We start from the raw sequence: 20374 nt of genomic DNA, 5'->3' as shown, positions 1-20374 counted from the left end.
ACGGTGTCTGGCGTTGTGTTTTATTGTTGTTGAAAACTGCTGTACGGTTTTTTGCTGTTTACTCTTCCGCGAGGATGCTGCGGGCGATGACTACTTTTTGTACATCTGAGGCACCTTCATAAATACGCAGCGCGCGGATTTCCCGGTAGAGGCTTTCGATAATATGGCCTTTGCGAACGCCGTCGCCGCCGTGAAGCTGTACTGCCTGGTCAATCACCTGCTGGGCCTGGTCGGTGGCAAATAGCTTGGCCATTGCCGCTTCACGGGTCACCCGCTCAGCACCTTGATCTTTCGTCCAGGCAGCGCGGTAAACCAGCAGGGCGGAGGCATCCACGTTTAGCGCCATATCAGCCAAGTGGCCCTGCACCATCTGTAAGTCGGAGAGGGTGGCGCCAAACAGCTCCCGGGAGCGGCTGCGGGAGAGCGACTCTTCCATTGCCCGGCGGGCGAAGCCCAGGGCCGCCGCGCCAACCGTGGAGCGGAAAACGTCCAGCACCGACATGGCGATCCGAAAGCCTTGCCCAGGCTTGCCGATCAGCGCGCTGGCAGGCAGCACCATATCGTTGAAGCCCAGCCGTGCCAGCGGGTGAGGCGCCACCGACTCCAGGCGCTCACGAATCTCCAATCCGGGTGTGTCGGCAGGCACTAAAAAGGCTGAAAGCCCTTTGGCGCCGGGACCTTCACCGGTGCGGGCAAAGACTGTGTAGATATCGGCAATACCACCGTTGGAGATCCAGGTCTTTTCGCCATTCAAACGGTAGCTATCGCCCTCGCGCTCAGCGGTGGTATCCAACTGGGCCACATCAGAGCCCGAGCGAGGCTCGCTCAGGGCAAACGCGGAAATTGCTTCACCACGCCGGGTTCTGTCCAGCCACTGCTTCTGTTCATCGCTGCCATATAGGCTGATCGCACCGGTTCCCAGCCCCTGCATGGCAAACGAAAAATCGGCTAGACCATCATGGCGGGCCAGGGTTTCACGGATTAGGCACAGGCTGCGCACATCGATATGCTCGCCCGCAGTGCCTTCCAGAAACCCAGCTTTGCCTAAATCGCGTACCAGTTGAATGCAGGTCGCATCCACATCGCTGTGGTCGCGGGGTAGTTCAGTGCGGCACCACGCTTCGAGCTGCTCGGAAAGTTCACGGTGTCTGGCCTCGAAAAAGGGCCACGCTAGAAAGTTCTTGTCGCTCATCAGTCCCCCTTGAACTCAGGTTTTTGCTTGGCTACGAAGGCGTGGTAGGCGCGCTCGAAATCGTTGGTCTGCATGCAAATCGCCTGGGCCTGGGCTTCCGATTCGATGGCCTGCTCCAGGCTCATCGACCACTCCTGGTTTAGCTGGGTTTTGGTAATGCTGTGGCCGAAGGTGGGGCCCTGAGCCAGGCGGGTGGCGTAAGCAATGGCGTCTTCTTCCAGGGCGTCTGGTTCGACCACTCGGTTGTAAAAGCCCCACTGGAGGCCTTCCTCGGCACTCATGCTACGGCCGCTGTAGAGTAGATCGGCGGCGCGGCCCTGGCCGATAATGCGCGGTAGAATTGCGCAGGCGCCCATGTCACAGCCCGCCAGTCCCACGCGGGTAAACAGAAACGCCGTGCTGGCGCGGGGGGTGGCAAAACGAATATCCGAGGACATGGCAATAATCGCCCCCGCGCCAACGCAGATGCCGTCGACGGCGGCAATGATCGGTTTGCCGCAGTTCAGCATGGCCTTGACTAGATCCCCGGTCATGCGGGTGAACTCGAGCAGTCCCTTCATATCCTTGCCCACCAGGGGGCCGATGATTTCATGTACGTCGCCGCCGGAGCAGAAGTTCTCGCCGTTGGAGGTAAACACCACGGCATGCACATCGGATGCATAGGCCAAGTCACGAAAGGTATCGCGCAGTTCGGCGTAGCTTTCGAATGTCAGCGGGTTCTTGCGCTCTGGGCGATTCAACCGGATAACGGCGACATCACCACTCATTTCCCAAATAAAGTGCTCGGGGGCCAGGTCAGCCATGCTCTTCATATTGTTGTTCTCGCCTGTCAGTGATTAGTGGGTATCGTCAAGAGAAGCCGGCAAGCGGTGGAGCAGCTCGCCGATATGATGGGCATCCTCTTCGGTCACCCCTTCGAACAGCGCATTGATCCAGCGCTCATGCTCAACGGCCATGGCCCTGAAGCTTTCGCGACCAGCACTGGTCAGGCAGACCCGTGTGGCGCGCCGGTCGCCCTCAATAGCAATACGTTCCACGGCGCCATCCTCCACCAAGCGGTCAATAATGCCGGTGACGTTGCCGTTGGAAACCCGCAGCCGCTTGGAGAGCTCGTTCATTTTCAGGCCCTCCTCAGCGGCATATAGCGCGGCCATCACATCAAAACGCGGCAGTGTAGAGTCGTGCTCGGTTCGCAGCCGTTCGCGCAGCTCGGACTCCACCTGACGGGTAACCCGCAGCATGCGCAGCCATAAGCGCAGGCGCTCCTTGCTTAAGCTTTCTGCCGTCATACTTCACCCCCTGAGATGGAAATCGCCTGGCCGTTGATTGCGCCACTGTTAGGCCCGCATAGCCATAGAGCCGTCGCGGTGACCTCTGCAGGAGTGACTAATCGCCCTGTAGGGTTGGTAGATTGAAAATGCGCGGTGGCCTGTTCGGCGGATTGGCCTGTTTTGGTCACAATATTCTCCACGCTGGCGGCCAGTAACGGCGTGTCGGTAAAACCTGGGCAGAGCGCATTAACGGTCATATCGCGAGTGGCGGTTTCAGTAGCCAGAGAACGCACCAACCCCACTACGCCATGCTTTGCCGCGCAGTAAGCACCCACATAGGCGTAACCTTTCAGGCCCGCGGTGGAGGCAACGGCGATAAGGCGCCCGCCGTCGTTCAACTGCTTCAAACCCTCACGCAGGGTCAGAAACACTCCGCTAAGGTTTACATTCAACATACGTTGCCACTGCCCGAAAGAGGTCTTGGCGAACGGCGCGCTCTCTGCCGCCCCGGCGTTGGCAATAACGATATCCACATTGCCGATCTTCTCGAAGAGCGTCACCATGGCGGCTTCGTCGGTGACATCGACCACGGCGGTACGAATGCCATCATGCTGCTCGGCAACGGCTTGAAGGGCTGCCTCACGGCGGCCGGTAATCGTGACCTCGGCGCCCGCCTGGGCAAAGGCCAGGGCCATATCGGCACCGATACCGCTGCCGCCGCCGGTAATCACCGCCCGCTTGCCTGCCAGGCTGTTCGCTGCCGAGTTTCTATCGGATTGGCTCATACCCAACCCTCGCCACGTTCAGCCAAGCGCTGTAGCTGATCGGCGCCTGCCCGGTAGGGTGCTGGCCACTCCACCTCACTATCACCCAACCCCGCAGCAACGTGCAGCAGCCAGTAAGGATCGGCGAGATGAGGGCGGGCGATACAGACTAAGTCGGCGCGTCCGGCCATCAGGATCGAGTTCACATGGTCGGCCTGATAGATATTGCCCACCGCCATAGTGGCGATTGGCGTCTCGTTCCGTATCCGGTCAGAGAAGGGCGTTTGGAACATACGTCCATAGACCGGCTTTGCCTGGGTCGAGGTTTGTCCGGCAGAGACATCGACAATATCCACCTCCGCATCGCGCAACCGTTTGGCGATCTCCACCGCATCGTCTGGGGTGATGCCTTCATCGCCGCACCAGTCGTTGGCAGAAATACGCACCGAAAGCGGCTTATGGGCAGGCCAAACGCGGCGCACGGCGTTGATCACTTCAAGCGGGTAGCGCAGCCGGTTATCCAGCGAGCCGCCGTACTCATCGTCACGATGGTTGGTTAATGGCGTGATAAACGAAGAGAGCAGGTAGCCGTGGGCGGCGTGGACCTCGATCATGTCAAAACCCGCGCGATCGGCCATCTGCGCCGCACTGACAAACTCATCGCGCACCCGATCCATATCATCGCGATCCATTGCCTTGGGCACTTGGTTACGCGCTGACCAGGGCTGTGCTGAAGCTGCCAATATTGGCCAATTGCCATCCGTAAGCGGGGCATCCATCTCTTGCCAGCCCAACTGAGTAGAGCCCTTTGCTCCTGAATGGCCGATTTGGGCGCATAGCTTGGCCTGGGTTTCCGTGTGCACGAAATCGCAAAGACGCTTCCACGCCACTTCATGTTCGGGCGCGTACAAGCCTGGGCAGCCGGGGGTGATTCGCCCACTGGGGCTGACGCAGGTCATCTCTGTATATACCAGGCCTGCGCCACCCTTGGCTCGCTCGGCATAGTGGCTAAAGTGCCAATCGGTAGGGCAGCCATCGACGGCTTTATACTGCGCCATGGGGGAGACCACCACGCGATTAACCAGCGTCATATCGCGTAGTTGATAAGGCGCAAACATCGGTGCACGGGCGCTGCCAGCGTTGCCCGCCTGGGTTTGGAACCAGCGCTCTGCACTTTCTAGCCACTGTGGGTCGCGTACCCGCAGGTTTTCGTGACTGATGCGCTGGGAGCGGGTCAATAGCGAGTAGTTGAACTGCACCGGGTCGAGATCCAGGTAGCGCTCCACCTGCTCAAACCACTCGGTGGAGTTGCGCGCGGCTGACTGTAGGCGCAGCACTTCGAAGCGGCGATCCTCTTCATAGCGAGCAACGGCAGCTGCCATGCTGCTTTCGCTGTGCAAGTAATTAGCCAGTGCAATGGCACTCTCCAGTGCGAGCTTGGAGCCGGAGCCAATTGAAAAGTGTGCGGTGGCGGCGGCGTCACCCATCAAAACTACGTTCTCATAGCTCCAGCGTTCGCAGAGTACCCGTGGAAAATTGATCCAGGCGGAGCCGCGTATATGGTTGGCATTGGTCATCAGCGCGTGGCCGTCGAGATGCCTGGCAAAAATGCGCTCGCAGACTGCAATCGACTCCTGCTGGTTCATTTCGCCGAAGCCAAACGCCTGCCAAGTGGCCTCACTGCACTCGACAATAAAGGTCGCCGTATCCTTATCAAACTGATAAGCGTGGGCCCACACCCAGCCATGCTCGGTCTTCTCGAAAATAAAGGTAAAGGCATCGTTGAAGGTTTGATGGGTACCCAGCCAAACGAACTTGCACGCTCGTACATCAATGTCTGGCTTGAAGTGATCGGCGTAGGTTTGGCGGGTGCGAGAGTTAAGGCCATCGGCGGCCAAGACCAAGTCATACTCACGCCGGTACTGCTCAATGGAGGCTTCTGTAATATCGGTTTCAAAGCGCATCTCCACGCCGAGCTCGCGAGCGCGTTCCTGTAGCAGAATCAGCAGTTGGCGGCGGCCAATGCCACAAAATCCATGGCCTGTAGAGACGGTTTTGGCGCCTTTATGAACGACCGCAATGTCGTCCCAATAGGCGAAATGCTCACGAATGCGCTCTGCACTGACCGGGTCGTTGGCCGCCAGGTTGTCGAGGGTTTCGTCTGACAGCACCACGCCCCAGCCGAAGGTGTCGTCTGCACGGTTGCGCTCAATCACCACGATCTCATGGGAGGGATCGTGTAGCTTCATGCTGATAGCGAAATAGAGGCCAGCAGGCCCTCCACCCAGGCAGGCGATTCTCATTTTTATTCTCCACGGAAAACACTCTCTTTCCTGAAGATAGGAGAGGGCTCTATAAAATTCAAGTATAAACTTTTTAAGCTTAAAGTATTTTCCTGTGAGTAGGCGTGCGAGCGTTTAAAGCCCTCATGCGGCTGTGCTCGCAATGGTGGCCGGAAGATGAGAGCATAAATAGACGCAGGAATATGGCAGGGGCTGCCGCTTGAGAGCGCTGGTTATCAGCCATAGAAGAAAGCGTTATGGGCAGTGAACTTTTAGTACCATGGAAACCGTACTTGCTGGGATTGACAGAGGTAGTGGGAGGCGCGACTCTAAGCCTATTATTTGATCTGAGCGTTTGATAGTAGTTATTAATAGCAGTTAAAGGTGACTTTAAGGAGAAAGCCCCATGCTCGAAGATTGCAAAAATGCCCTGGAGCGCTGGGGAGGCGTGCATTCCCTGATTGACCGCTGGCTGGATCAGCGCCGTCAGCTATTGATCAGCTTTATTGAGCTAAAAGAAGCGTGTGATGCTGAATTGGAAGCAGTGAGCAAAGCGCCTATCGATACGTTTAGTGAAAAGCTGATGGATTACATCAGCGCCGGTCACTTTGAGATTTACCCCCAGCTCTCGGAAGAGGCACGGGCCTTTAGCGACGAGGGCGCGCTCGTCATCGCGGAGAAGTTGCTTGAGCGTTTAGAAATGTCCACCGAGATGGTGTTGGAGTTCGATACCGATTTTGGCTCCACGCTTAGCTGCGAGCAAAACATCGCCCGCCTACCTGCCTGGATCGACCGCTTAGCCCGTGGCCTTACCGAACGCTTCGCGCTAGAAGACCAATTGATCGCGCGCTTACACGCCGCACACAGCCCGCAGCACACCAAAGCCCCCGCTTAAGTAAGACCTTCCATTAGACAGGCGCCGCTATGCGGCGCTTTTGCTCCATGGTAATCCCGCTTCAACCCCGGCACCGCTTCGCGCTGCTTTCGCGGGTGCGCTAACGCTTACGCCGCGCTACTAAATCACGCGTGCACATAACGCGGTGGGTGCCGAATACCCCATTACCCGTGCACATAAAACGATGGGTGCCAAAACCCCATTACGAAACGGCGGGTGCCCAATACCTTATAATCGATTCACCATTCACCATTCACCATTCACCATTCACCATTCACCATTCACCATTCACCATTCACCCCCTGCGCCGTAATTTACCCCCAATCACCAACATACACGGCGTAAGCAACAGCGTTAGCGCGGTGGCGAAGGTGAGGCCGCCGGCTATGGCGCTCGACATCTGCGTCCACCACTGGGCGGAGGGCGCATTAAAGCCCAGGGCAGGGGTGAACAGGTCTACATTGATCCCCAGCACCATCGGCATGAGCCCCAATACCGTGGTAATCGCCGTTAACAGCACAGGGCGTAGGCGTAAACAGCCCGCTTCAAGGGCGGCTTCGCCGGGTGTCATACCCTGGCCGCGCAGTTCGTTGTAGGTATCGATCAAAACAATGTTGTTATTGACCACGATACCCGCCAGAGCAATCACGCCCATCCCCACCATGACAATGCCAAACGCCTGGCCGGTAATCAGTAGGCCCATGAGCACACCCGCGGTGGAGAACACAATCGCCGAGAGCACCAACCCCGCTTGATAAAAGCTATTGAACTGGGTGACCAGAATCAGCGCCATCAAACCGATAGCAATCAAGAAGGCACTGGCTAAGAACTGCATCGACTCCTGCTGATCCTCCTGCTCACCCGCCACGTTGACCATCAGGCCATCAGGCAAACTGCCGCTGCTTGCGGCTAGCAGGGCAGTTAGGCGCTCATCAGCGAGATAGCCCGGTGCTAAGTCAGCCTCAATGGTAATCGCCCGGCGACCATTGATGCGATTAAGGGTGCCGACCTTCGGCGCCGGTTCCAGAGTCACAAAATTCGAGATCGGCACTTGGCCCCGCTGAGTGTTGATGGTCAAGCGCTCAAGCTGATCCAGCGAACGCCAGTTTTGCGGCAGACGCACGCGGATATCCACTTCATCGCTGACTTCCGGCGGGCGATAGCTAGCCACCTGAAGGCCGGTCGTCAGCAGTTGCACCGCGCTTCCAATGGTCGTTACATCGGTACCCATGCGCGCCGCCGCTTCGCGATCCACGTTAACCTGCCACTCCACGCCCGGAAGGCTGCGGTTATCCTCAATGTCGGTAAAGCCACCCAGCTCGCGCATTAGTTGGGTTATCTGGTTAACGCCTGCATCGGCGACGTCGGGATTCGTGGCGCTGACCTCAAGCACGATTGGCTTACCGCCGCCGGGGCCCATCTCCTGCTCCTGAAATTCCAGCGTAATGCCGGGAATATCTCCGGCGCGCTCGGCCATGTCGTCCAAAATGGCCTGGGCAGGGCGACGTTCATGCCAGTCGATAAACTGGAACTGCAGCATGCCAATCACGTCGTTGCCCATCTGCTGGTTAGGCACTGCAAAGGAGCGTGCATACAGCGCTCGCACTTCACTCATGCCGGATAGTTTGGCTTCCACCCGCTGCACAATGGCGTCGGTTTCAACGGCGGAGAAGTCGCCTCGGGCGCGCACCAACACCTGGGCGCTGTCAGGCTCTACGGCTGGGAAGAAGTCGACACCGTGGTTAAAGCGCGCATAGCCGGTATACAGCAGAGCCATTAACAATACGGTCACCAGCAGTACCCAGGCAGGGTGCATAAGTAGCCTTGCCAGCAGGTGGCGATAGCCACGCCCAAAGGAGGTTGTCGCTTCATCCTGGTTGGCGTCTGTCGTGGTTGCGGTGGTACGCGTAAACAGGCGCCCAAGAGTAGGTAAGAACACCAACGCCATGGCCAGCGATGCCAGCAGGCACAAAATCACTGTGGCGGGCAGGTACTTCATAAACTGACCGACCACGCCGGGCCAGAACAGCAGGGGAATAAAGACCGCCAGCGTAGTGGCCGTCGAGGCAATTACCGGCCAGCTCATTCTTGCAGCAGCGTTGAGCCACGCCTGATGAGGCGTTTGGCCATCGTGCAGATGGCGGTCGGCAAGCTCGCTGACCACGATAGCGCCATCCACCAGCATGCCCGCCACCAGAATCAGTGCAAACAGCACCACGATATTGAGCGTAAAACCAAACGCCCATACCAGCAGAATACCGGTTAAGAAGGCACCGGGAATGGTAAGCCCCACCAGCAGCGCCATGCGCCAGCCCATCACCGCGACCACTACAATCAGCACTAGCACAACGGCGGTCAGTACGTTATTGAGCAGCTCGGAGAGCATATTCTTAACGGTGGTCGACTCATCCAGAATAGTGGTGAAACGCAACTGCTCGGGAAGTAAGTCATCTGCATCGGCTAAGCGGTCACGCACCGCGCCAATGGTGGCGATGATATTCGCCCCGGCGCGTTTGGAAACTTCCAGCACCACCGCTGGTTGGCCATCGATGCGGGCAAAGCCTTCGGGGTCTTTATAGGTAGGGTTGATCCAGGCCACATCGCCAAAGGTGACCACACGATCCTCATCGACCTTGACCGGCATATTCATAACATCGTCAAGGGACTCGATAATCCCGGGGACTTTCAGCGCCAGGCGCCCCGCGCCGGTATCCAAACTGCCCGCTGCCACCAAGCGGTTATTGCGCGATACCTGATTAAATAGCGTGTCAAAATCAACGCCGTAGCTCTCCAGTACCAAAGGATCAACGACGATCTCCAGCAAGTCTTCCCGCTCACCGGCAATATCGACTTCCAGCACATCGGCAATACCTTCGATCTCCTCCTGCAAGCGTCGGGCAATCGTCATGCGCTCACGGGTATCCAACTGCCCGGAGAGGCCAATGGTCAACACCGGAAACTCCGAGACGTTGACCTCCATCACCCGCGGCTCATCGGCCTCGGAAGGTAGTTCGCTGCGGGCAATATCCACCCGGTCACGTACATCGGTTAGCGCGGTGTCGGGATCAAAGCCGGGGTCGAATTCCAGAGTAATCGAGCCATGCCCCTCGCTGGATTGGGCGGTGAACTTGCGCAACCCTTCAATGCCACGCAGTTCCTGCTCCATGGGGCGAATCAGCAGCCGTTCGCCATCCTCGGGGCTCACCCCCTCCAGTGTCAGCGAGACATAGATCATCGGTATGGTGACGTCGGGGTTAGCTTCTTTAGGGATCATCTGCCAGGCAGTGATGCCCGCCAATAGAAGACTCACCAACAGCAGTAATGTCGTGCGAGTGTGGGCTAGCGCCGCATTAATCAACTGGCGCATGAACGCTATCCTGTTCCGCCGGCTGTGAAATAATCGCCTCTTCAACAGGCACCGGGGTCACTGTCTCACCGATATCTACCATGCCAGCGCCCAACGTGATCAGGCGTAGCGGGTCGGGTAGGCCTGTCACGTAGGCGTGCTGCGTATCGGCACTCACCAGCTCCACGGTGGTCTGCTGTACTGTGTTGTTCTCATCCAGGTGCTTGACCGCCAGTTGGCCTTCGCTATTCAAACTCAGCAGCGCAGGCGAAAGGGTATGCACCTGGCGGGGTGGCAGCGTAATGGTCAGCTCCGCACTGCCGCCTGCCAAGCGTTTACCGGCCGGGTTATCCAGCGTGGCTTCGATATAAAAGCTGCGAGTGGCCTCTTCAGCGCGGTGACTAACAAAGGTCAGCTCACCTTCGAGGTGGTCGCCATTGAGTAGCCGCGCGGTCACCGGTAACCCCTCGCTTAAATCGCCCACTTGCTGCTGAGAAACCCAGGCCGCACCTTTCAAACGGCGGTCATCGACCAACTGGCTCCACTCTTCACCGGGCTGTAATAGGTCGCCTAGCTCCACCTGAACGCGGTTCAGCACACCATCGAAAGGTGCGGTGGGTCGGCTGTCGTCCAACTGCTTCTGCAGTTGCGCCACGGAAGCAGCGCTGGCGCTTAGTGCGCTCTGCAGGCGCAGTAACTCGGGCTGGGAAATCAGCTCCCGCTGGCGCAGGTTGCGAGCCCCGGCATACTCCGCCTCGGCCACGGCTAGTTCATCCCGGGCCTGCTGTAGCTGCTCGGGCAGGGCGTCATTATCCAGCACCAGTAGCGTATCGCCCGCCGCAACGCGACTACCTTGAGCGACCGGCTTCTCAGCCACAAAGCCTGCGACGTTGGCGCGCAGGGTGGTTTCGCGCTCTGCCGTCAGTTGGCCCTGGACGATTTGCTGAGGAATAAACGGCGTGCTCTGCTGCACGACAATTTCAACCCGCGAACCTGCTTCGCTGCGCGCAGGGGCGTCTGGGGGCGTGGTTTGAAAGCGCTGAAAATTACCAAAAGCGAGCCATATCACTAGCGCCAGCACCAGTAGGCTAGCCAAGGCATAAGAAAACGGAATTTTTCGCATGGAGCATCCATGTCCTTAGCAAAACAAGAAAGGAGGCCATAAAGCCGAAGATACCATAGCGCAACTCAGCCTTTTCAGCGAGTAGCAAGCCATTGAGCGTATAGCAAGGTTGGTAAATGGGTTGTAGTCTCATGTCTGATTGAGTTTTTCCCCGGCTGGGCATACCATCTTTGCGTCTTGAGTTCTGTTAAGCCACTCCTCAGGCGAGAACCATCCCTAGGCGAACCAATCAAGGAGCAATGATGAAAGATCCAGTACGTATTGCGATTACCGGCGGCGCCGGTCAGATCAGCTACTCTCTTATTTTCCGCATCGCCGCTGGCGACATGTTGGGGCCGGATCAGCCTGTCATTCTCCAGCTTCTGGAAATTCCCCAGGCAATGGACGCCCTGAACGGCGTGGTAATGGAAGTCAACGACTGTGCCTTCCCGCTGGTACAAGACATCGTTGCCACCGATGACCCGAACGTAGCGTTCAAAGACGCTGATTTCGCCTTGCTGGTTGGCGCACGTCCGCGTGGCCCAGGCATGGAGCGTAAAGACCTGCTGGAAGCCAACGCAGCGATCTTCTCCGTTCAAGGTAAAGCATTGAACGATCACGCCAGCCGTGATGTGAAAGTGCTGGTCGTCGGTAACCCGGCCAACACCAACGCGCTGATTGCTTCCTGCAACGCGCCGGACCTGGACGCAGGTCAGTTTACCGCCATGACGCGTTTGGATCACAACCGTGCCCTGACCCAGCTGGCACAGAAAACCGGTAAGCATGTCACTGACGTTGAAAACATGATCATCTGGGGCAACCACAGTGCCACCCAGTACCCGGATCTGGCTCAGTGCAAAGTCGACGGCAAAGCAGCGTTCGATCTTGTTGAGCGCGATTGGTACGAAAACGACTTTATCCCCACCGTGCAGCAGCGCGGCGCGGCGATCATCAAAGCACGTGGCGCTTCTTCTGCCGCTTCTGCTGCCTCTTCCGCCATCGACCATATGCACGACTGGGCGCTGGGTTCCAAAGGCATCGTCAGCATGGCAATTCCGTCTGACGGCAGCTACGGCATCGACGAAGGCATCATCTACTCCTACCCGGTACGTTGCCAGGGTGGCAAGTATGAAATCGTTCAAGGCTTCGAAATTGACGAATTCAGCCAAGAGAAGATGAAAGCCACCGAGAAAGAACTGCGCGAAGAGCGTGCAGCAGTCGAGCACCTGCTCGGCTAAACGCGCCCGCTGACGCTTTTACACTAGCGCCAGTTAACGCCAAACCCCGCAAGCTTAGCTTGTGGGGTTTTTTGTTGGGTGAGATTTAGCAGCATGAAACGGTGCCGAGGTTGGTGTGGGGTGCCACGGCCATTTGCATAGCGTACACACGCTCTTGGAATCCCCACCTTCATGTGCCTGCGAGATTTAGTAGCGCGTGGTAAGCGAAGCGCACCCGCGAAAGCAGCGCGGAGCGGTGCCGGGATTATAAGTCCGTTCGTTAGTGACTCGAATTTTTGACAGAAAGAGTGTCAAATGGCGAGGTAAGCTATTTATTTGTAAGGGGGATTGAAATGCATGCGATTGAATTTGAGGCAGATATTCAGAATGGGGTAGTTAAAATCCCCGATGAATATGCGCATTTAAAGAACAGACATGCCCGAATCGTTGTTTTGTATGAGAATACAAAGGAGGAGGAGAACCTCTCCGTTAAGCAAGTTGGAATAGATTTTACCTCTGTGAAAGCTCCGTCTCTGACAGCACATGACGGCGTCGAATACCAAAGGAATTTGCGGGATGAGTGGTAGCTATCTCCTCGATACCAATGTCTTCATTAATGCCATTGAACGTCAGTTGTGTCTGCCAGCTGCCCATTACGCCTTTTCTGTCATCACTGAGCTTGAGCTTCTGGCCTTTCCCGGTTTGCTCCCAGAGGACGAGCAGGCGATTAAGGTGATATTGGCCCAGCTAACAAGAGTGGAACTGGATCATCAGGTCAAAAACGAAACCATCAAGGTACGACGAAGTACTCAAATGAAACTGCCGGATAGTATTATCTCTGCTTCCGCATCTGTAGCAGCAGCAACGTTGGTCACAGATGACGTTAAGTTAGCAGATAAACATGCTGGCAATGTGATTTCGCTTGATACTCTCCTAAGCCGTTAAATATTTACCTGCGTGTGGCAATTATTGATACCAGGGCGCGTGCGGTGCTCTTGGGCGTCGTTCCGCCGCCTCCCGCGGGTGCCTCGAAACGCTCGCTGAACTCGCTTTCTCGTTACCACGCGCTACGACAATCACTCGATTTCGGTGGCATGATAACGTGCTACGGCCATTTGCATAACGTGCACACGCCCTTGGAATCCCCACCTTCATGTGTTTGCGAGATTTAGTAGCGCGTGGTAAGCGTCAGCGCACCCGCGAAAGCAGCGCGAAGCGGTGCCGGGGTTGGTGTGGGGTACCACTGGGCGTCATCCCGCCGTCATCCTCAAGTGCCTCGTTTGCTCGTTACCACGCGCTACGAGACCTATACTCCTGACGATTCACGATTCACGATTCACGATTCACGATTCACGATTCACGATTCACGATTCACGATTCACGATTCACGATTCACGATTCACGATTCACACCTCACACAACCTAATCCCGCAAACTCATAATCCGCCACTGGCGTTCTTTGGCGATTTCGCGCAGGGTGTCGTCGGGGTCGACGGCGACGGGGTGCTCGACTATTTCTAACAGCGGCAAATCATTGTGCGAGTCGCTGTAGAACCACGCGCCTTCCATGGTCAGGTCTTGATCTTCCAGCCACTTTTCCAAACGAGTGACTTTGCCTTCGCGGTAGCTGGGAATGCCCGAAACGCGCCCCGTGTAGCGACCCTCTTTGACCTCCGGGTTCACCGCGATTAAGTGATCGACCCCCAAACGCTCGGCAATTGGGGCGGTAATAAAGCGGTTGGTGGCGGTAATAATCAGCAGCGTGTCGCCTTTGGTGCGGTGGCGTGCCAGAAGCTCTTCGGCTTTGGGCAGAATATTGGGTTCGATCTTGCTGGCCATGAACTGCTGGTGCCATGCTGAAAGCTGTTCCGGCGAATTATCGGCCAGCGGTTTAAGCGCCATCTCCAAAAAAGCAGCCATATCCAGGGTGCCCGCGTTGTAATCAGCCATGAAGCGCTCATTGGCTTCCCGGTAGGCAACCGGGTCGACTGCCCCTTGTTCGAGTAAAAACTCGCCCCAGGCATGATCGCTGTCGATGGATAGCAGCGTATTATCCAAATCGAATATGGCCAGACTCACGGCGCTCCCCTTTTTTAGTCAGTGGATAGTAGACAGTCGTTAGTGCTCAAAGACGCTAGTTAGGCAAATAGCGGACGCGGATTATCGCAGAGTCGCCATGTCATTCCCACCAACGCACGTTCTTCGCTCCATGCTGATACGCAACCATTCATCACTTAGCGTTATATTGTATTGATACGCTTGTCACCCTTGTGGAAAAATGGGGACAACTGAAAATTTATTAAGGTGATGTCCGTGATCGACGCTGACGGCTTTCGCCCCAATGTTGGCATCATCATTGCCAATAGCCAGGGGCAGCTGCTTTGGGCGCGTCGGGTAGGACAAAATGCGTGGCAATTTCCCCAGGGGGGCATCAATGCAAGCGAGACGCCACAACAAGCACTTTTTCGTGAACTTTACGAAGAGATCGGCCTAACCGCCGACGATGTTGATATTGTTGCCTGCACCCGGGGCTGGCTACGCTACCGTCTGCCACGACGTATGATTCGCACACATTCGCGTCCGGTCTGTATAGGCCAGAAGCAGAAGTGGTTTTTACTTAAAATCCGTTGCCAGGAAAGCCAGATTTGTATGACGGCAACCCCAACCCCCGAGTTTGATGGGTGGCGTTGGGTGAGCTACTGGTACCCGCTAGGGCAGGTAGTGCCTTTTAAACGAGAGGTATATCGGCGCGCGCTGCGGGAGTTGTCTCCCCGCGTTCAGCGTCTGGCACAGGATGACGATTAGGGCGATTGGTCGCTGCCCAGGGTAGGGCGGCAGCAGTCTGCCAGAAAATTCCTCAGCGAGGCAAATAATAGTGAAAAGTAAAACGTCCATGCTTGAGGTGTTGCGCCGGGTGATTCAGGAAGTGAACGGCGCGCGCACCCTCGACGCCGCGCTGTCCACGATGGTACGCCGAATTCGTAAAGCGATGCAGACTGATGTGTGCTCCTTCTACCTTTACGACAAGGAGCTTGAGTCGCTGGTATTGATGGAGACCATTGGTCTGCGCACTCAAGCCGTAGGGCGCGTAGTACTGCCGTTAGGTGAAGGCCTGGTGGGCTTGGTGGCCAAACGCAGCGAGCCGCTTAACCTCGAAGATGCCCAGACCCACCCGCAATTCCGCTACTTTGAAGCCACCGGTGAGGAGCGCTACTCCAGCTTTTTGGGTGTGCCGATTATTCATCAGCGCCACATGCTGGGCGTATTGGTGGTTCAGCAAGCCGAAAAGCGCCGCTACGACGATGAGGACGAAGCCTTTCTGGTCACCATGGCCGCGCAGTTGGCTGGTGTGCTGGCGCATGCTTTAGCCACGGGCAACCTGCTGCGCCCGGCGCTTGCCGGAGGGCAGGCAATGTTTAAAGGCGTTGCTGCCTCGCCTGGCATGGCCATGGGGGAAGCAGTGGTGATTACCCCGCCCGCGGATTTAAACAGCGTGCCGGATCTGATACCCCGCGATCAGGATTATGAGGTCGCCCGCCTCAAAGAAGCCATTGGCAAAACCCGCAACGAAATTCGTGCCGCGGCCGAACGTTTGGCAAGCAGGATTTCTGCTCAAGAGCTGGCGCTGTTCGATGTTTATCAGCAGATGCTCGGCGAAGCCGCGCTGGCTGATGAAGTGGAAAAACGCATTCGCGAAGGCCAGTGGGCACCAGGCGCTCTGGCCGATGTAGTGCGTCGTCACGTCCAGTATCTGGAGCGGGTAGACGACAACTACCTACGCGAGCGAGCGGCTGATATTCGTGATCTTGGCCGCCGGGTACTTGCGCATCTGCAAGAAGATACCCCATCCACGCCGGAAACCTACCCCGATAACGCTATTCTGGTCGGTGATGAGATCAGCGTGGCCATGCTGGGTGAAGTCCCCCGCGAAAAGCTCAAAGGGCTGGTCTCGGTACGCGGCTCCAGCACGTCCCACGTGGCGATTGTCGCCCGGGCCATGGGCATTCCTACGGTGCTGGGCATGATGGATTTACCGCTGCCGCGCCTAGGCGGGGCGCCGGTGGTGCTGGATGGTCACCGTGGTCGCCTGTTTGTGCGCCCAGCGCCTGAACTTACGGCCCGTTATGAAAGTCTGATCGCCGAAGAAGAGGCGCTCAGCGAACTGCTTGAGCACGAGCAGGATCTGCCCAGCGCCACGCCCGACGGTCACACGATGCCGCTCATGGTCAATACCGGGTTAGCGGTAGATGCCACCGCGCTGCTTAAAAGCCGTATCGGTGGAGTGGGCCTCTATCGAACCGAAGTGCCGTTTATGATTACCGAACGCTTCCCCGGCGAGAAAGAGCAAACCAAGCTTTATCGTGAGCAGCTCGAAGGCTTTGCCCCGTTGCCGGTGGTGATGCGCACATTGGATATCGGCGGTGACAAGGATCTGCCCTATTTCCCCATTGAAGAGGCGAATCCGTTTCTAGGCTGGCGCGGTATGCGGGTAACGCTGGATCACCCGGAAGTGTTAATGGTGCAACTGCGCGCCATGCTCAAAGCCTCGATCGACCTGGATAACCTCTACGTTCTCTTCCCGATGATTACCAACGTCGAAGAGGTCGATGAAGCGCTGCGCCTGCTGGATCGCGCCATTCTAGAGCTGGGCGAAGAAGGGATTACTGTCGTCAGACCTAAAGTGGGCGTGATGATTGAAGTGCCCGCCACTATCTATCAAATGGACGCGCTGGCGAAGCGAGTCGACTTTTTCTCAGTGGGCAGCAACGATCTAACCCAGTACTTGCTGGCGGTAGACCGTAACAACCCGCGCGTATCGAGCCTTTACGATGCGCTGCACCCGGCGTTGCTCGGCGCTCTGCTGGAACTTGCTAACGATGCCACGCGGCTCGATAAGCCCATTTCGCTCTGTGGTGAATTGGCCGGAGACCCGGCTGGAGCGCTGTTGCTCATGGCCATGGGCTTTACCAGTCTTTCCATGAATGCGCCAAGCCTGCCCAAAGTGCGCGCGGCCATTCGCCGGGTGCCGTTCAGCGATGCTGAGCAGTTGCTCAAAGAAGTGATGGAGCTAGACACCCCTGCCCAGGTGCATACCCATCTAGAGGGGCGCATGGATGAGTGGCAGCTATCGCATCTGATGCCGCCCCGTGACTAACTTTTTTTTGCAAATACTAGAAAGTGGATTCAAGCGAACTGCTGGGCAACGCTAAAGAGGTTTCACCCTCAAAGCGCCCCAGCGGCCCAAAGCGCTGTTCGGTAACTTCGATGTGCCCGTCGCTATCCAGAGTGAGCCACGAGGTGGCGCGGGTGCCATAGCGCTCGCCGACAATAAACGCCGCTGAAAGCTGGCGCTCCAATTCAAGCCCCACGCCGGTATCCGGCAACTCCTCGATAGCCGCTTCTTGTGGATTTTGCATAGCGCGCTGAACGCCACTAGGCCATGCCTGGAACGGGTCTGGCTGTAAAAGAGTGTGCTCAAGCGCAGTGCGTACATGTAGAAGCTTTGGCCAGGGTGAGTTGAGATCAGCGTTGGAGAGGCCATGAACCCCGGGAGCTACCTCAGTGAGAGCCAGACGATCTCTGCTGCGGTGTAGGTGCCAAAGCCGTTGGGGCGTGGCGACCAATAAATTAAAGCCCGCGTAGCGCATTGCCTCGCCCTGGCTGAGCGCAGTTAGCCACGCTTCTATATCGCTACATTGCAGGGCATCGGCGACCAGTTCCCCCCTGCTTGGCGCGCCGGGTGGTGTGCCCAATTGCGGGTCACGTACGTTGGTTAACGCGGCCACTACACCGCCGCGCTTGGCTGCCAGCCACGAGCCACCGGCCTCTAAATCGCGGCCACCGACAATGGCCGAGTTATCTTGCCACTCACCCAGCGGCGCGGTGGGGCGCGCATGGAACTCATCACGGTTACCCATTAGCCGCAAAGGCATGGGGGTGCCGGGTTGCCAAGCAAACGATATCAAGCACATAACAAACTCGCAGGCGATAAGGATGAAAAACGTTCAACGCAAGAGCCGCATGACAGTAACGAAGCGTAGACGTACACTGACATTAGTATCATGTTTGTAGCATAAATCGTCACACCGAATGGGTGTGGGGCCTTAAACAGCGGTCACGTTATCAGCGGCCATACGGCCAATAGGAAGGCGAGATCATGCAGCGCTATCAAAGGGAGCACTTTTGGAATGCCATTGTTTGGCCTCTGCTGTGGCCACTGCTGCTTGTGCAAGCAGCATTAATCGTGCTCTGCGTGGTGGTTGGCGCCATGATGTGGTGGATGTCGCCCAGCTACGTCTCTTGGAGCACCATGTTGTGGCTAATGGCGGCGCTGCTTATCGGCAGCAGTTTGAATGTCGGCGCCTTCCTGATGTTGGTTAAAGCGCATGCTCGGCGTCAAGATAATCGCTTTATGCAAGAACTCACCGAACTTGAACGGCACAGTCAAGCACTATGCGCTACCGCTGCGCGTTCACTGCCCGAGCATAAATGTTCCCCGCCGGATGTCGCCGACGAATCTCATCTACCCCTTCAGCGGCTGGCCAGCGTTAATGAAATCCTCGCCGGTCTTGAGCGCTGCATGCACTGCTCCCAAGTGGCCACTGCCGCTACTAAGAACACCCGGCAGGAGCATGAGCAAACCCTGCTGGACGATCTTCAGCACCAGCAACGGCAGCTCAAGCACTTGATTGCCGGTCGAGAAAGGGCACGGGAAGAGTCACGATTAAAATCAGGCTACTTAACGCTGCTGCAGCGTGAAACGGATAGCTTGTTAGACCATTTAAACAGCATGGTTGATAAAGAGCTCACCGATAACGGTGGGCAAAATATCATGGAAGTGTATGAGCACCTATCGGATATCCGCGCGCTACTGACCAATCTTGTTCAACAAAGCGCTGAGGGAGGAGTTGAACCAGGTTCTGAACAAAATTCTTTGAGTGGTGAGGCACAAGGGAGGAGTGGTGATCGCCCGGGGGCGCCGCGAACTTTACGCGTATTGGTCGTCGACGACGGGCCGGTAAATTTGATGCTGGCCCGGCAGATGCTGGAAACCCAGGGCCTACAGGTGGAAGGCGCTAGCAGCGGTGAACAGGCGTTGGAACGCCAGCAAAACGCGATATTTGATCTGGTATTTATGGATATTTTTATGCCCACTCTGGACGGGCTCGAAACCACCCGGCGCTGGCGCGAGTACGAGCGCAATCATGGCGTTAGTCAAAGCGTGTTGGTCGCACTAACGGCCAACGTCGACAATGCCGGGCGCGACGCCTGTCTAGCCGCCGGTATGGATGACTTACTTGCCAAGCCTTACCAACCCCAAACCCTCATGAATATGATTGCTTACTGGTTTCCAGGCACGATTGAAGCGGTTCCGTCTGAATGACCATCGTCACGGCGCTATCGATTTATTTAACCTTAGGCGCCGTTGCGGGCACCATGGCAGGTGTATTTGGCGTGGGCGGTGGGCTCATTATCGTTCCTGTCTTGGTCTTCGCGTTTGGTCTGCAGAACATCGCCTCTGAAATTGTCATGCATTTAGCCATTGGCACCTCTCTCGCCACCATTCTCGTCACCGGTTCATCGTCCACCCTTGGCCATTATCGGCGCGGCAGCATTCACCGTGGGTGGCTTAAAGCGTTGCTGCCTGGCTTAGTATTAGGTTCCATCGCTGGGGCGTTTATTGCCGACAACCTCTCCGGCACGGCGCTGGGAACTATGTTTGGCATCTTTGTTCTACTCATTGCCGCTAAAATGGTGTTTGGATTAACGCCTAAGCAGGGCAGTGCCTCACCCGGCAAATGGATAATGACGCTCGCCGGTGGCGTGATCGGCGCTGTTTCAGCACTGTTCGGGATTGGCGGAGGCGCCATGACAGTACCGCTACTATCACGCTGTGGCGCCAGCATGACTCAAGCGGTGGGCACGGCAGCGGCGGTAGGGCTACCCATCGCGCTGGTGGGGGCTCTGGCGTTTATCATGGTGGGCTGGGGTAATCCTCTGCTGCCTGCCTGGACAACTGGCTTTGTTATGTGGCCAGCGTTTTTCAGTATCGTGGTCACCAGCGTTCCATTTGCCCGCTTAGGCGTTAAACTTGCCCATGTTTTGCCCGCTCATGTGCTACGTCTCTCCTTCGCGTTACTGCTGGCAGTGGTAGGGGTGCGTTTCCTGCTCACCTAGGCTTTGTACGAAAAGTCGGCGAGCGAAGACTAGACAAGGCAAAAATCAACGAGAAAAGGACCGGGCTCGCGCTCGAGTTTACGGGGTGTAAATGAGCATTTTGAGTTGATTTTTAACGCAGTATTGT

Annotated in this window: 17 protein-coding genes; 8 read left to right on the top strand and 9 right to left on the bottom strand. The window is 56.8% G+C overall.

The genetic code is table 11. The annotated features are described in order from the left end of the window. Nucleotides 1–58 precede the first annotated feature (58 nt). Genes HZS52_RS20720 through HZS52_RS20700 form a run of 5 tightly spaced genes read right to left on the bottom strand, consistent with a single transcriptional unit; the run spans nucleotide 59 to nucleotide 5530 of the window. Complete coding sequence (locus tag HZS52_RS20720) at nucleotides 59–1192, bottom strand: acyl-CoA dehydrogenase family protein (protein ID WP_190373561.1); 1134 nt, start codon at nucleotides 1190–1192, stop codon at nucleotides 59–61. Then, nucleotides 1192–2004 (bottom strand): enoyl-CoA hydratase family protein, encoded by an 813-nt coding sequence (locus HZS52_RS20715; RefSeq protein WP_022519695.1) that lies wholly within the window; start codon nucleotides 2002–2004, stop codon nucleotides 1192–1194. The genes HZS52_RS20720 and HZS52_RS20715 overlap by 1 nt, the downstream gene beginning before the upstream one ends. A 24-nt stretch (nucleotides 2005–2028) precedes the next feature. Next, entirely contained in the window at nucleotides 2029–2481 is a 453-nt protein-coding gene (locus HZS52_RS20710; RefSeq protein ID WP_027958830.1) for a MarR family winged helix-turn-helix transcriptional regulator, read from the bottom strand. Continuing rightward, nucleotides 2478–3248: an SDR family NAD(P)-dependent oxidoreductase gene (locus HZS52_RS20705; protein WP_190373560.1), complete on the bottom strand. Its 771-nt coding sequence runs from the start codon at nucleotides 3246–3248 to the stop codon at nucleotides 2478–2480. The genes HZS52_RS20710 and HZS52_RS20705 overlap by 4 nt, the downstream gene beginning before the upstream one ends. Beyond that, a complete protein-coding gene (locus HZS52_RS20700) occupies nucleotides 3245–5530 on the bottom strand; it encodes a bifunctional salicylyl-CoA 5-hydroxylase/oxidoreductase (protein WP_190373559.1) in 2286 nt (761 codons plus the stop codon). Before HZS52_RS20700 ends, HZS52_RS20705 begins: the two co-directional genes overlap by 4 nt. Before the next feature lie 385 nt (nucleotides 5531–5915). On the opposite strand from HZS52_RS20700, the gene HZS52_RS20695 reads away from it, so the two are divergent. After that, nucleotides 5916–6404 (top strand): Rsd/AlgQ family anti-sigma factor, encoded by a 489-nt coding sequence (locus HZS52_RS20695; protein WP_009288487.1) that lies wholly within the window; start codon nucleotides 5916–5918, stop codon nucleotides 6402–6404. A gap of 295 nt (nucleotides 6405–6699) precedes the next feature. Here the strand turns inward: HZS52_RS20695 and HZS52_RS20690 are convergent, their stop codons facing one another. Together HZS52_RS20690 and HZS52_RS20685 are read right to left on the bottom strand one after the other, a co-directional pair. Continuing rightward, nucleotides 6700–9771 (bottom strand): efflux RND transporter permease subunit, encoded by a 3072-nt coding sequence (locus tag HZS52_RS20690; protein ID WP_190373558.1) that lies wholly within the window; start codon nucleotides 9769–9771, stop codon nucleotides 6700–6702. Next, nucleotides 9755–10873, bottom strand: a complete 1119-nt coding sequence (locus tag HZS52_RS20685; protein WP_190373557.1) for an efflux RND transporter periplasmic adaptor subunit — start codon at nucleotides 10871–10873, stop codon at nucleotides 9755–9757. The genes HZS52_RS20690 and HZS52_RS20685 overlap by 17 nt, the downstream gene beginning before the upstream one ends. A gap of 242 nt (nucleotides 10874–11115) precedes the next feature. On the opposite strand from HZS52_RS20685, the gene HZS52_RS20680 reads away from it, so the two are divergent. The 3 genes from HZS52_RS20680 (at nucleotide 11116) to HZS52_RS20670 (ending at nucleotide 13014) form a co-directional block, all read left to right on the top strand. Next, complete coding sequence (locus tag HZS52_RS20680) at nucleotides 11116–12090, top strand: malate dehydrogenase (protein WP_022519687.1); 975 nt, start codon at nucleotides 11116–11118, stop codon at nucleotides 12088–12090. Between the two features lie 332 nt (nucleotides 12091–12422). Continuing rightward, nucleotides 12423–12656, top strand: a complete 234-nt coding sequence (locus HZS52_RS20675) for a hypothetical protein (protein WP_190374971.1) — start codon at nucleotides 12423–12425, stop codon at nucleotides 12654–12656. Then, nucleotides 12646–13014, top strand: coding sequence for a PIN domain-containing protein (locus HZS52_RS20670; RefSeq protein ID WP_138800623.1), 369 nt, complete (start codon nucleotides 12646–12648; stop codon nucleotides 13012–13014). The genes HZS52_RS20675 and HZS52_RS20670 overlap by 11 nt, the downstream gene beginning before the upstream one ends. Before the next feature lie 477 nt (nucleotides 13015–13491). Here HZS52_RS20670 and HZS52_RS20665 read toward each other — a convergent pair whose 3' ends face one another. After that, nucleotides 13492–14148 carry a histidinol-phosphatase gene (locus HZS52_RS20665; protein ID WP_009288657.1) on the bottom strand — a complete coding sequence of 219 codons (657 nt, stop codon included), beginning with the start codon at nucleotides 14146–14148 and terminating at the stop codon, nucleotides 13492–13494. Between the two features lie 234 nt (nucleotides 14149–14382). Between HZS52_RS20665 and rppH the strand changes: the two genes are divergently transcribed. Both rppH and ptsP read left to right on the top strand, forming a co-directional pair. Further along, nucleotides 14383–14874, top strand: coding sequence for an RNA pyrophosphohydrolase (gene rppH, locus HZS52_RS20660; RefSeq protein WP_022519684.1), 492 nt, complete (start codon nucleotides 14383–14385; stop codon nucleotides 14872–14874). A gap of 88 nt (nucleotides 14875–14962) precedes the next feature. Next, entirely contained in the window at nucleotides 14963–17224 is a 2262-nt protein-coding gene (gene ptsP, locus HZS52_RS20655) for a phosphoenolpyruvate--protein phosphotransferase (RefSeq protein WP_039860909.1), read from the top strand. A gap of 16 nt (nucleotides 17225–17240) precedes the next feature. Here the strand turns inward: ptsP and HZS52_RS20650 are convergent, their stop codons facing one another. Next, nucleotides 17241–18041, bottom strand: coding sequence for an NRDE family protein (locus HZS52_RS20650; RefSeq protein WP_190373556.1), 801 nt, complete (start codon nucleotides 18039–18041; stop codon nucleotides 17241–17243). 185 nt (nucleotides 18042–18226) lie between these two features. Here HZS52_RS20650 and HZS52_RS20645 point away from each other — a divergent pair, with 185 nt between their 5' ends. Next, on the top strand, nucleotides 18227–19453 hold the full coding sequence (locus HZS52_RS20645) for a response regulator (protein WP_009288660.1): 1227 nt from the start codon (nucleotides 18227–18229) through the stop codon (nucleotides 19451–19453). Further along, nucleotides 19450–20247 carry a sulfite exporter TauE/SafE family protein gene (locus HZS52_RS20640; RefSeq protein ID WP_190373555.1) on the top strand — a complete coding sequence of 266 codons (798 nt, stop codon included), beginning with the start codon at nucleotides 19450–19452 and terminating at the stop codon, nucleotides 20245–20247. The genes HZS52_RS20645 and HZS52_RS20640 overlap by 4 nt, the downstream gene beginning before the upstream one ends. Nucleotides 20248–20374 lie beyond the last annotated feature (127 nt).

The organism is Vreelandella titanicae (assembly GCF_014697095.1).
GTDB lineage: Bacteria > Pseudomonadota > Gammaproteobacteria > Pseudomonadales > Halomonadaceae > Vreelandella > Vreelandella titanicae.
The sequence above is the reverse complement of the archived record's forward strand: the minus strand, read 5'-3'. Positions and strand labels throughout refer to the sequence as shown.